Annotated in this window: 6 protein-coding genes; all 6 read left to right on the forward strand. The window is 35.0% G+C overall.

The window, feature by feature from the left end:
• Positions 1-90: 90 nt before the first annotated feature.
• The 6 genes from EPA86_RS05095 to EPA86_RS05120 all read left to right on the forward strand — a co-directional run bounded on the left by EPA86_RS05095 (position 91) and on the right by EPA86_RS05120 (position 14673).
• Complete coding sequence (locus EPA86_RS05095; protein WP_170309572.1) at positions 91-7761, forward strand: Ig-like domain-containing protein; 7671 nt, start codon at positions 91-93, stop codon at positions 7759-7761.
• Between the two features lie 450 nt (positions 7762-8211).
• Positions 8212-9987 (forward strand): polysaccharide biosynthesis protein, encoded by a 1776-nt coding sequence (locus tag EPA86_RS05100; protein ID WP_342777391.1) that lies wholly within the window; start codon positions 8212-8214, stop codon positions 9985-9987.
• Positions 9988-10245: 258 nt separating this feature from the next.
• The gene (locus EPA86_RS05105) at positions 10246-11244 is read left to right on the forward strand and encodes a polysaccharide biosynthesis protein (RefSeq protein ID WP_140602344.1); all 999 of its coding nucleotides are present in this window, start codon (positions 10246-10248) and stop codon (positions 11242-11244) included.
• On the forward strand, positions 11241-12332 hold the full coding sequence (locus EPA86_RS05110; RefSeq protein WP_170309573.1) for a glycosyltransferase family 4 protein: 1092 nt from the start codon (positions 11241-11243) through the stop codon (positions 12330-12332). The genes EPA86_RS05105 and EPA86_RS05110 overlap by 4 nt, the downstream gene beginning before the upstream one ends.
• A 13-nt stretch (positions 12333-12345) precedes the next feature.
• A complete protein-coding gene (locus EPA86_RS05115; RefSeq protein ID WP_170309574.1) occupies positions 12346-13482 on the forward strand; it encodes a glycosyltransferase in 1137 nt (378 codons plus the stop codon).
• Positions 13483-14673: a glycosyltransferase gene (locus EPA86_RS05120; RefSeq protein ID WP_140602347.1), complete on the forward strand. Its 1191-nt coding sequence runs from the start codon at positions 13483-13485 to the stop codon at positions 14671-14673. It begins immediately after the preceding gene.
• Positions 14674-14691 lie beyond the last annotated feature (18 nt).

Raw genomic sequence — 14691 nt, forward strand, 5'->3', positions numbered from 1 at the left:
ATTATATAAAACTTTAAAAGAATAATAATTATGATGAACCTGCTAAGCTATCTTACGTTTAAAAGACTCAATAGCGTCGCTAGAAACGTTATGAAAAGTATTGCTGTTTTTACTACCTTTAGCTTTAGTACATTAGCATATGCTGCCACACCAAGCTTTTCCGCAATTTTTACACCTGATACAATTGGCTCGGGTAATCAGTCAGTTTTGAGCTATACCATTACCAATTCTAATGGTTTCGGTATTAGAGATATAGCATTTACAAATACCTTACCAGTTGGGGTCACTATTGCTGACCCTGAAAGTAACAGCAGTACTTGTACCAATGGTTCACTTTCAGCATCAGCAAATGATAATGTTATAACTTTCTCAGGAGGTACGCTTGCCTCTAATGCCAGTTGTACGGTGTCTGTTAATGTAACGAGCACAACAGTGGGGACACATACAAACCTGACTGATGATTTAACTTCAGATCAAGGTAATAGTGGTACTGCAACTGGAAACTTAACGGTTAATGTAGAATATGCAACTTACGCACTTAGCCTTTCTAATAACCAAATTGTTCAAGGTGGAGCTTCTACATTAACGATTGATATTACAAATTTACGTGCAGTCAATCCTGGGTGGCCTGAACCTCATCGTGGCGCTGACATAAGTGGTGTAATTAATTTGCCAGGGGGCATCGAGGTTGCTGATGTTCCAAATTTAGATAGTAATTGTTCAGGAATTCGGTCAGTACATACTCCTGCCACTGCATCTGCAAATTCTTCTTTAATTGATTTAGGAAAATCCAAATATCATTTGAACACAAGTTGCCAAATCACTGTTGATGTAAAAAGTAATGGAGCACTAGGGGATTTTGTGATCAATTCCTCATTACTTCAGGAGTATGTTAATGTTGGTACTGCAAGTACATTACTGACCGTAAATAGAGCTTTTGGTGTGATGTCATTTAACCCTAACCCTGTCACACCAAACTCAAATGCGATACTGAGTATTACCCTAACGAATTATGACCGAAATTTTGCAGCAACAAACATTAGCTTTTTAAATGATTTAGATGCTGCACTCAGTGGATTAGTTGCTACAGGTTTACCAATTTCTAATGTGTGCGGTTCAGGTTCGACCCTGTCTGGTACTAGCACAATCTCCTTATCTGGGGGCATCCTAGCGGGTGGTACTTCTTGTACTATTGATGTACCTGTCTCTATTCCGTCAAATGCTACTTTCGGTTCTTATACAAATACAACAAGTAGCTTCACCTATGACTTAAATGGTAGCTCTCTTACGGAAGATCCTATTTCAAGTTCGCTAACAATTACCAATGGCCCACAGTTATCACTGAGTTTCCAACAATCTGTTTATGCAGCTGGGGACGAAGCGTTTGTAGATTTTACTATTACGAATATTGATCCTATTAATGCAGCCACGGATATTGAATTTAATGCTTCTATAAATGACTTCATCAGTTATAGTATCGGTGCTATTACAACATTGCCAGCAGCCAATTCCTGTGGAGCAGGCTCTACCTTCGCAAATACTTATTATAATACTGATGACTTTAGGCTTGATGTAAAAGGAGCTAATCTAGCGGGTAGTACCAGTTGTACCTTTACTGTAGGAATAACCTTACAGCAATCATTGTCTCCGGGTATTTATAGTTTATCAACATCAGAACTGTCATCCGTTATTGATAGCAGTAATATTAATACCACAGGGGGTAATGATTCTATTAGCATTGTTGCAGCTCCTCAGCTAACAATGTCTTTATCTGATACATCGTTAACATCACAAGACACCAGTGTCTTAACTTTTTCCTTAAGTAATAGTGACTTAACTAACGGTGCTTCTGCTATTGGATTTACGGTTGATTTGGATGTTGCCCTTTCAGGGTTAACGGCAACTTCTTTACCGACAGGAGATATTTGTGGCGCTGGATCAATAATATCAGGAACTGGTTTATTAACGTTTTCATCTGGAAGTTTATCGGCTAATTCTACTTGTAGCTTTGATGTAATAATAACTGTGCCTGCAAATGCACCTTCTGCATCTATTAATTTAAACTCAAGTGCGGTTACAGCAAATGTTGCAACTAAGCCCGTTGTAAATGTCTCAGCGAGTACTTCATTTCAAGTTTCAACCTTGGTCACTTCGATGGCTTTTGCTCCTGATGCATTGGATACTGACACTATTATTCAGCCTGGTGATTTAGTTGATTTAACTTTTACCTTACAAAATACGGATTTAGTGAATGATATTACCGGATTAAGTTTTAACATGAGCTTATCTGGGGTACTTTCTGGTTTAGTAGTAACCCCAGCCATACTACCTGTATCTGATCAGTGTGGTAGTGGTTCAACTTTGTCTAGTAGCGGCACATCTTTTTTAATATTTACAAGTGGTAGTGTTGAGGCTAATTCAAGTTGTGATATCACTGTTAGTTTACAGGTACCTGCAGGAGCTGCTGTAGATACTTATACTTCATCAACTAGCAACATTACTTTTACTCAAAATAGTGCAGGGGTTACCGCTGAACCTATGCGAGCTAAACTTGTTGTAGCAGAAGATGATGATATTCTTGCAACGATTTCGTCAAGTGTTGCTCCTCTTACAAGTGTTTCACCTATCCCTTTTGAGATTGTTTTTTCAGAAAATATAGAGAATTTTGTTGCATCAGATCTTACTGTTAGCAAAGGTATCGTAAACAGTGTTATTAAAATTACAGATAGTCATTATACTTTTGAAGTGAGCTCTCCTACAGATGGAGAGACAACCACTGTACAGTTACTAGCAGATAAGGTTGATGAATTAGGTGTAGGGACGCAGCAAAACGTTGCTTCAAATATTGTTTCTGTAGCCTATGATACGGTAGCGTTACCGTCAGCCACAATAGTGGTGCCCGCTGATGTTAAAATTAATACTGGTCCGGTAACTGCAAACGTGACTTACGTGAATGCTACTGAGCACTTCCTTACAGCTGATAAGATTAATTTATATTTTACCGGTACAGCCAGCACAGCAAGCTTTGTTGATAATGAAACATCAAATCCTGATATCTCGGTTATTAATGGAGATACTGCCAACCCTGTAATTCAAATTGCTAATTTAATTGGGAATGGAACCCTGACTATTGGTATTGATGAGGAGACAGCAAGAAATGGTCAAGGGATTGTAGACCTCATAGCAAACAGTGCTGAATCATTCAGTATAGATAATACTAAACCTTCAGTAGCTATAACGAGTTCATCACTAAACCCCACAAACGCTTCGTTTACTGCTTTTTTTGATTTTACTAATCCTATAACAAGTAGCATAGATACCAGCATTAGCGGTTTTACTAGTGATGATATCTCGTTAACTAATGCAACAATTACCAATTTTACGGGAAGCGCAGGAAGTTATTCTGCGACTATTCACCCAATAAGTGATGGCGTTGTGATGCTAGATATTGCAGCAGGTGTTGCACAAGATGACCATGGAAATAGTAATACAGAAGCAGCAAAATTTGCCCTGAGTTTCGATGGTAGTAAGCCTAATGTAGTCATATCCTCTTCAGCAGGTGCTTATAACTCAGCTTTCACAGCAACTATTAATTTTGATGAGAATGTTACAGGCTTTACTATTGATGATCTTAGTATCACTAATGGCGTATTGAGTAGCTTTAATTCAGTTAATATGAGTGAATATACAGTGCTAGTTACTCCAAGTGCAGGTGGCCAAGTATCTATCTCAGTGGGAGCCGATAAAGTCCAAGATGTTGCTGGAAATTTAAACTTAGCGTCGAACTTATTATTAGTTGATTATGATATATCAGCTCCTAGTGCCTCGTTAACATCTACATCTAACAGTGTAAATTCAATCTTTATTGCAACCATCTCATTTAATGAAGGTGTTATTGGTTTTGATATCAGTGATTTAACGGTTAGTAATGCGACATTATCTCAGTTTAGCTCGACGAGTAGTCAATTGTATACTGTTGTTGTTACACCTGTTAGTACTGGTGATATTACTCTATCTGTTGCTGCTAATATTGCTCAAGATAGTGCTGGAAATAATAATACTAGCTCGAATATTTTGTCAGTGAACTATGAAACTAAGCGACCGACAGTTTCTATCTCGTCATCAAGTGATGCCTATAACTCAGCATTTACGGCTGTAATTGAGTTTAGTGAAGATGTTAGCGGATTTAATATTAATGATTTAGCTGTAAATAATGCGACCTTGTCTCAATTCAGTGGCGATAGTGCTCAGCTTTATACTGTTTTGGTCACGCCAGTAAATACTGGTGATGTGACTTTATCTGTTGAAATAAATGCAGCTCAAGATAGCGCCGGTAATTTTAATACTAGCTCAAATATTTTGACAGTAAGCTATGAAATAGAGCGACCAACAGTTTCAGTTACTTCATCAAAAGATACCTATATTTCAACATTTACAGCCGTTATTGAGTTCAGTGAAAATGTAAGTGGTTTCGATGTTAGTGATATAGTTGTGAGTAACGCGAGTTTATCTCAATTTAATGCAACAAATGCGCAGTTCTATACTGTTCGGGTCACGCCTATTAAATCAGGTGATGTAACTTTAACTGTTAGTGCTAATTCAGCTCAAGACAGTGTTGGTAATTTTAATTTTAAATCGAATACTTTATCTGTTAGCTATGAATCTGAGCGTCCTACAGTCTCTGTAACTTCATCAAAGGAAGCATATAATACTGCATTTATCGCTACTGTAAATTTTAGTGAGAATGTCATTGGTTTTACTATTAGCGACGTCACTGTTAGTAATGCGAGTCTATCTCAATTTAGTGAGAATAGTGCTCAAGTTTATACTATTCTAGTGACGCCTAATGGTGATGGCGAAGTCAATTTATCTGTAGGTGCTAATGTTACTCAAGATAGCGTGGGGAATTTGAATACTAGTTCGAATATTTTATCCGTTACTTATGATACAAGCGCCCCTATCCTAACAAGTACGTTACCTCAGAATAACGACTCTGTTTCAAGCAGTGTGCAAATTGGCTTCATTTTTAATGAGAATATTACTGCTGTAGCAGGTGGTGATAAGTTAATTGAAATATTTAAGGAAGGAACTGAAGTAGTTTCTTCTGTACTTGCATTAAGCAGCGCAGTTGATGTTAAAAATAATTCAGTTATTTTAGTTGAAGCTGTAGAACTTGAGGAAGGTGTGGATTACTTTGTTAAAGTTACTCCAGGTGCATTTATTGACAATGCTGGAAACTCTTTCGCGGGTATTACTGATCAAACTACTTTTAACTTTACCGTCGGAAATAGTGCTCCTGTAAGTTCAAACGATCGAGTAGAAGTAGTCGAAGATAAATTTGTGATAATTGATGTTTTAGCAAATGATTTTGACAGTGAAAATAATATTGACCCACAAACTCTTGCTTTAGTATCTTTGCCAACTAACGGGGAAGCTACAATCGATGACGGAAAAGTTATTTATAAGCCTTTTAAGGATTTCTATGGCACAGATAGCTTTAGTTATACAGTGCTTGATACAGCGAAGATGATATCAAATGAGGCAAATGTGAGCGTTGATGTTTCAAATGTGAACGATGTACCAGTGTTAGTGAGTGAAAAAAATGTAACAGCACTACCGTTGATACTTTTTTCATATCAGATGAGAGCAGTTGATGTTGATAATGATTTTATTGAATTTAATGCTTCAGGTTTAGCTCCTTGGATGTCTTTTGATGGTATAGATACGATAAGTGGTACACCTCAAATTGAAGACGTAGATTCTGAATATATGATCAAAATAACAATTGATGATGGCGTATCAGAAGTTGGAGAAACCTACGAACTTACGGTTAATGTCAATAATACCGTTGAATCAAACTTATTATTAATACAAACATCGAGTGTAGCTCCCGTTCTAGTTGGTAGTGAATTTGATCTAACTTACACTGTAGATAATTTGGGGGTTGAAGTAGCCTTATTAGATGTATTAACTATAGAAATAAACGGGGCTAGTAATGTAAATATTATTCCTGAGTCATGTGAACTTGAATCTTTTGAAAGTAGAAATACCTTAACATGTACTCTACCAGAACAATTGGCAATGGCTGATACGTTCTCGTTAACATTATCACTTTCGGTATCAGAATTTGGAACGGGTGAAATAACAAGTAAAATGAGTGTTACTCAGTTGACCTCAGATACAGTTCAATCCAAAGATCATACGGTTGTTGTTGCAAATATGATTAACAATGAAGAAGGTCTGCAACTTGTTGATAATTTAAATACATCAGATCATGCTTTAGGTGATTTAAATAATGATGGTCAAATTGATTTGGTGTTGGTAAGTTCTAACTCGGAGCAAGGTAATACCGTTCTTCTTAATATAGGAGCAGGTAACTTTAATGTAGTCCAAGTTTTTTCTGAAGGAACTGTTGCTAACGCTATCGATCTAGTTGATTTAGATAATGATGGCTTTTTAGATATAGTTATTGCAAATTCAAAGGAGTCTGCTAGTGGCTATCATCTAAATGATGGTAATGGGATGTTCGGAAGTATTATTTCTTTGGGTACAATAGACTCGACAGATGTTACCTCAGGTGATTTTAATAATGATGGTTTATCAGATATTGCTTTTAGTGAATTAGGTAGTTATGAGCATAGAGTATATATACAACCGTTTGCACAAAGTGGTGAACATCAAGTAGTTTTACAAAACTTCCAACAAGACCAGAATATTTCAGAAAATGATCATGTGGAAAGTAAGAATACATTAGCTGTTAAAGCAGGAGACTTTAATGGTGATGGATATGTAGACTTAGTTTTTGTTGTTGATCACGGTCCATTAGATATAATGTTAAATGATGGTACAGGGATATTTACCAGCGAATTGGTCGAAAACACTAATAACACTACTACGATTGAAGTAGCTGATATAAATGGTGATGGAATTGACGATGTATTATTTGCTAATAATATTGGTGTGACTGTCGTTATAGGGGGGACTGAATTTTATGATTTACTTCCTATTTCAGCTCTTAAGGTGATGGATATTGCTATAGCTGACATTGAGCTTGATGGAATTTTAGATATTTTGTTACTAGATGAGCATGGTTCAATTACTTTTTATACTTTAAATGATAATAGTAAGTTTATTAGGAAGGAAAATGTTCTAGTAACTAATTTAGTCGACGGATTTAGTTTAGCGGACATGGATGGAGATGGGGATTTAGATATTGTACTAACCAGTCAGAGCAGAGAAATTAATGATGAAATTCGTTTTAATCATGGCAATGGTAATTTTGGGGCTCAAACCGTTGATATAGGTGTTACAATTTCAGCAGGTAGCTCAGTCATGGTTAATGATAACTATCAAGTGACGTTAAGAATAAATAACAATGGCTTAGCAAATGCTGACACGGTGCTATTAAAATATGGTTTAAGCAAGGGCGAAGTTATTTCAATTTCTGATACAACTTTAGATTGTGAGTTAATTGAAAACAGTATTCAGTGTAAAATTCCTACACTTAATATTGGCGATACATACTCTCTTGTTATAACTGTAAGTGCTTTATCAGCTGGTGAGTCAGAACATACCGCTTTTGTTTCAACAGCAAGCTTTGATGACGACCTTACAAATAATGAGGTAATAGCTAAGGTAACAATCAATGAGAAACCAGTTGTTATACCTGTGCAAAAGAAAAGTAGTGGTTCAATGTCAATTTTATTACTGTTACTCTTCTTAATTATCACTATAAATAAAGTTAAGATTGTCAAACAATAAGCTCATGTTGAACTTAAAATGGGAAGTGTTAAATTACTTCCCATTTTATATTGCTCTTTGAATAAATGGTCTTTTAATACATTTCTATAGAATTATAAAATGGATTTTTACCTTAAATCAATGGATCTCTAAATACGTGCATGGTTGAACTGCAACTCAAATATTGAGGTGGTTTAGGTATATATGTTAAAATAAGCACGTCTGATTTATAAAACTTCAAACAAAACTTCTTATTGGTTATTTACTTTTGAGCTTCTGATAATGTTGAAAACTTTTATTTTTAAATTTTTTGAGATTCCGAGAATATATAAGCGTACTGTTACAGCTTTGTTTGATCTATTCTTTATAGCAACAGCTATCTATAGTGCATTTATAATTAGAGTTGATGATATACAAATATGGGTGTCTACGGAGTTATACTACGCCATTTTAATAACAATGCTCAGTACCTTGTTTATAGCTTCACGTATTGGTTTGTATCGTGCCGTTATTCGTTTTATTGACACTAAAGCACTATCAACTATTTTTGTTGCTTGCTTATTTTCAGGTGTCATTTTTGTAGTATCTTCATACTTTTTAAATGCAAAAATGCCGCGTTCAATTCCTTTTATCTACATTTCACTATTGTTAATATTCGTTGGTGGTTCTCGACTAGTCATTCGTGGTTTAATTAATACTCAAAATGGGAAAGGTAAATTACCTGTTATTATATATGGGGCAGGATCTTCTGGTCGTCAATTAGCGCTATCTTTGCAGCACGGCGCTGAATTTAGTCCTGTTGCATTTATAGATGATAATAAAGAGCTACAAAAAATTACAGTTGCAGGTTTATCAGTTTTTACTTCTAGAGCAATTAAAATATTGGTCGAAAAATATGATGTGAAAAAAATATTGTTGGCAATGCCAAGCATGTCAAGTAAGCACCGTAAAAGGTTGTTAAATCAGCTAGAAAGTTACTCAATAGAAGTGTTGACTATACCTGGTTCTGCAGATTTAGTTAGCGGTAAATTACAAATAGATACGTTACGAAAAGTTGATATTGTTGATTTATTAGGTAGGGATTCAGTAAAACCTATTGATAGATTGTTCAGGCGTTGTATTGAAAATAAGAATGTATTAGTTACAGGGGCAGGTGGCTCTATTGGCTCCGAAATTTGTCGTCAGATTATTAAAAATAATCCGAGTAGTTTAGTGCTGTTTGAGGCTTCTGAATATGCACTATATAGTATAGAAAAAGAGTTAAATGAATCGTTATTAGCTGATAATAGTTCAATTAAAGTTTTGCCTGTTTTAGCCAATGCTCTAGATAAAGCTCTAATTCAAAATGTAATGACAAACTTTAATGTTAATACTGTTTATCATGCAGCTGCCTATAAACATGTTCCTATTGTTGAGCACAATGTTGTTAGTGGAATTAGAAATAATGTATGGGGCACATTAACGTCTGCACAAGCGGCTAAAGAATGTGGAGTTGAAAATTTTGTGCTTATTTCTACGGATAAAGCCGTCCGACCAACAAATGTAATGGGAGCATCTAAACGAATAGCTGAGTTATGTTTACAGGCATTAGCCGACCAAGATTCAGAAACTAATTTTAGTATGGTTAGATTTGGTAATGTTTTAGGTTCTTCTGGCTCCGTAGTTCCCTTATTTAAAAAACAAATAACTGAAGGGGGGCCCGTAACTATTACCCATCCGGATATCAATCGTTATTTCATGACTATCCCTGAAGCTGCTCAATTAGTTATTCAAGCAGGAGCAATGGGTTTAGGGGGAGAGGTTTATGTTCTTGATATGGGAAAACCTGTTAAGATTAACAGCCTTGCTGAAAAAATGATTCATTTGTCGGGGTTAACAGTTAAAAGCAAAGATAACTATGATGGCGATATTGAAATTGTGTATACCGGATTAAGACCAGGTGAAAAGCTTTATGAAGAATTATTAATAGGTGAAAATGTAGAAGGAACTAAACATAAACGAATAATGAAAGCGAGAGAGAGTTCAATGACCTGGGATCACTTACAAGATTTCTTAGCCAAACTTAAAGCTGCTATGGATGGTGGAGATATTGCATTAGTGCGTCAATTATTAATAGAAGCTCCGTTAGGATTTAACCCTTCTTCAGAAATCTCTGATAGTTTGTGGCTGAAAGAAAAGAAAACCTTAGAAGCTAACATGCCATTAACGTTAGTAAGTGATAGTGACAAAGAACAATCACTAGGTTAAATATTGATAATATGGTGTTTAAATTCATTAATATAAGATGACTTAGTGCAATTAAATAAAAATTCTAAACCAATTATATTTTATACGTTGGCAACTATTGTCAATATAGTAGTTAGTTATGCAATATTAGTCATATTAACTAACTATTTATCTAAATCATCCTATGCAACTTATGGTTTAGTTACCTCGATATTCTCTTTACTACTTATTCTTTTTAATTTAGGCGCTAAAGAAACGTTTTTTAAATTGGCGAGTACAATGAACCTTGAAAAGCTATTGTCGTCAATAGCTTGGTTTGCAAAGTGGCAATTCTCTTGGGTTTTACTTGCGATAGTAATTTCCTTTTTTAACTCTCAGATTGCAATTGTTGCTCTTAGCTTTATATTTACTGCTTCTTTGTTAGCGGTTAATAGCTTTAATAGAGGTTGGAAAAACTACTATAGTGACGCACTGTCTTTACCACTACAAAGAATGTTATGGTTAGCGTTTATTATAACTTCAGTATACTTTGTTGGTGAAATTAACTTTTGGCATGTCTATTCGTCAGCACTAGCTGCAACATTAATTACTTTATCAATCATTATTCTACTAAATTTTTCGCAAACATTTCATTTTATTCGCTCTTCTACACAAGAGAATTGGATATTACCGTCATCTACAATGCTTAAGTTTTTTTGGATAGAGTTGGCTATAGTTGCTTACACTCGAGTTGATATGCCTCTACTGAAATATTTTGAAATACCTGTTAAACAAACGGCGGATTATTTTTTTTCTATCCAGCTCCTGGAGGCGGGAATATTAATGTTAGCACCTATAAGTTACTTCTTTTTCAATCAGTTAGCGGGAAGTTTAAATGGCCACAATCAAAAGTTCCAGTTAACACTGTTAGTAAAATACATTGGTTTAATGTTAGGGGTGGTATCTTTAGGCATCATACTTTGGAAAATAATAGGCACTAATTTGCTTGAATTATTTTTTCCGCAGTATGTTAGTGCAACAGATAAAGTGACGTTGTTATTATTAGTATTATTTCCTGTCTCCGTTAATTATATCTTATCCAGCTATTTAATATTACTCAATAAAGAGAAAAGCTACGTATTGGTATGTTTTTTTGCTTTGTTTATGTATTTACTTATTAGTGTGATATTCATTCCGCAAGCTGAGGTGTACGGTGTTATTTCGGCGCGTTTTGTTGCTGAGATTAGTATCACTTTGATGTTAGCTTTATTAACATGGCAGACAAAGGGAGCTCGATGAAAACTATTATTTTATATGACCATTTTATCGCTAAAGGGGGAGCAGAAAATGTTTCTTTGCAATTAGCTCGTCACCTTTCAAACAGTGAAATACAAACAGCATATAGTGATGAAACTTTATTTTCAGTAGAGATTGCAAACAAAGAACTACTTAATTTAAATATAAAAAAAAACTTTGAAGTACCTAGCTCTGCTAGATTGTTGTGGTATTTTTTATTTGGTTATGAGCCACCTAAAGATTCTGATAACTTTATCGTTTCAGGGTTATTCGCTCCTTTAGCATTATTTAAAAGGAAATCTCTAGAAAGAACTATTGTTTATTTTCATATGTTTCCGAGCTTTATAAATTGGCCATTGAAGAAAGTAATGCGAAAATACGGCTTTTTTAGAGGTTTTGTTAATAGAATCTTTATTGTTTTATATTCGCTACTACTGAAAAGGGCAATAAAGCATTCAGGTAGTGTGTTTTGTAACTCTAAATGTACTCAGGCTTTATTTGCTGAAATAGGTATTGATTGTGAAGTATTATATCCGCCAGTTGTTACAAAAGGATTAAAGTGCATGCCGACAAAAGGGTATTTCTTATCTACAGCAAGGATTGAGCATAGTAAGAGAATAGATATAGTTTTGTCAGCTTTTGAGCAATTGCCTCAATATCAATTAAAGCTGGTTGGTGGTGGCAGCGCTGAACATGAAATGAGAATAAAATATAGTCATTGTAAAAATATAGAGTTTATTGGTTGGAAACATGCTGAAGATGTCGTCTCTTTTTATAATAATTGTACTGCTTTAGTCTTTATTCCTGAGAATGAAGCCTTCGGTATCGCCGCTGTTGAAGCTATGGCTGCAGGTAAAGCCGTCATTGGTGTGCGTGAGGCAGGGTTAATAGATACTTTAAATGATCCTCGTTGTGGAGAAATTTTGCCTCTACCTGTGACTATTGATATGTTGAAAAATGCGATAGAAACCGTGGCACTAAAAACAATAACTCAATCAGATATTGATTTTAGGATCGAGCATGCCAACCAATTTAGCGAAGATATCTTTTATAGTGTGATAAAAGCTAATTTTTCTACAAATAATGTCTAGAAAGGGGGGTAATTTGAATTTAGCCAAATCTTTACTTGTTTATGATTTTTTGTTGGTTAAAGGGGGAGCCGAAGCGCTTTCTATTGATTTATGTTCGAAAACTGAAAATATGGAACTGTTGGTAAGTTTTATTGAACAAAGAAACTTCTCTCATTTGTCACTATCTGCGAATAAACTACACTCCCTTAGAAAAAAATATTCTCACCCAGTTCTGCAAGCACTTTTTATATCTAGAGCGTTTGAATCGACTAAATTTGATTTTTGCAATTATGAGAAAGTAATCTTTAGTGGTTCTTATGCACCCTTGGCTGTTAATAATAGTACATTTGGCTGCAATATATTATACTGCCACACACCCCCTAGGTTTGTTTATGACCTTAAATATTTCTACTTAAACAGATTGCCATTTTGGCAACGACCATTTTTACAGTTATTAATTAGATTCCTCAAACCTAAATATGAGCATTCTGTTAGAAAAATGGACTTGGTGATAGCTAATTCTGTAAATGTGAAGAGAAGGTTGAAAAATCATTTAAATCAAGATTCAATTGTAATTTATCCTCCTTGTCATATTGACAAATATCAATGGAAGTCTCAGGGAGACTATTACCTATCAACTGCTAGAGTAGAACCTTTTAAGCGAATTAAATTAATAGTTAAAGCATTTATGATAATGCCAGACAAAAAATTGATAGTAGCCTCTGGAGGCTCCGAGTTAGAAGAATTAAAACAATTGGCTACAGGCTTTAATAACATCACTTTTACAGGGTGGTGTGATGAACAGGTTTTGATTGATTTGGTCAACAATTGTATCGCGACTATCTACCTACCTATAGATGAAGATTTTGGAATATCTCCTGTTGAATCTATGGCTGCGGGTAAACCTGTAATAGGAGTTAATGAAGGGGGAGTGAAAGAAACCGTACTACAAAATAAAACTGGTATATTATGCCCTGAATCACCTAAAATTTGTGATGTTGTTTTTGCGGTTGAACAATTGACTGAAGAATACGCTATATATTTAAGAGAAAATTGTATTGAGCGCGCTAAAGCCTTTTCTGCTCAAATTTTTATTGAGAAAATGCAAGCATTATTAAATTGTAAGGATTGTGACCTTGTAACCACTGCAAAAGAAGTTGATGCAAGTTAAATGAATAAAAGTAAAACATATAAAGTACTCCATATTGGTAAATATCACCCTCCTTTTATGGGGGGAATTGAAAATTTTATGGCTGACTTGATGATGCAACAGGTTGCTGATGGGTATAATGTTTCGGCTATTGTACATCATCACCAAAAAGGGAAATCTTATGTAGAAGAGGTGGATAAGGGCGTAAAAATCTTTCGAGTTCCTTGTTTTGGGCAACTGGCCTATGCACCGATATCTCCGTCTTTTGGTTTATATCTTAATAAAATCATTAAAGAGCAACAGCCTGAAATATTACACCTTCATATGCCTAATTTATCAGCGTTTTGGTGTTTATTGTTAGCTAGCGCGATGAAAATCCCTTGGGTTATTCATTGGCATGCTGATGTAATAGGAAGTGTACCAGATATGAAAATTAAGTTACTGTATCCTTTTTATCGATTTTTTGAATCAAGGTTATTAAAGCAAACTCAAAAAATTATTGCTACTTCTCCTGTGTATTTATCCTCTAGCTTGCCTTTGCAAAAATATAAGAAAAAAACCCAAATAATTCCTTTAGGCTTAAGTCAATACGGTGCGAAAGTTAGTGTCGATGAAACGTCAAACATAGGATGTGAAAAAGATGATGTTCTCAAGTTACTTATGGTTGGGCGTTTAACATATTACAAGGGTCATAGTTTAATTATTGAAGCAATAGCAAGATTAAAGAGTCAAGGTAAAACGTTAAAACTGAATATTGTAGGTACTGGTGAATTGTTAAACGAAATTGAGTCGGATATTGAGAAATTTGGCCTTATTCAAGACGTCCATTTGCTCGGTAAGTTGTCAGATGAAGATTTGGTTAGTGAAATGCAACAGTGTGATTTGCTTTGTTTACCCTCAATTGAACGAACTGAAGCATTTGGAGTAGTATTATTAGAAGCTATGCGTGAAAGTAAAGCCTGTTTAGTATCTGATGTACCCGGTTCTGGAATGAGTTGGGTTGTAAAACAAGATGAAACGGGCTTTGTTGTTAAGCATGGTGATGTAGATGATTTAGTGGCAAAACTTACGGATATTTTGAATAATATGCATTTGCTTGATGATTATGCTATAGCTGGTTTTCAGCGTTTTAGTAAGCAATTTTCCATCGAGCAAGTGAGTCATCGAGTTAGCAGTTTATATAGAGAACTACACTCCGATAGAATTTTTTAGATTAGGAGTATAGTGAAA

The sequence above is a fragment of the Litorilituus lipolyticus genome (assembly GCF_006439335.1).
Classification (GTDB): Bacteria; Pseudomonadota; Gammaproteobacteria; order Enterobacterales; family Alteromonadaceae; genus Colwellia; species Colwellia lipolytica.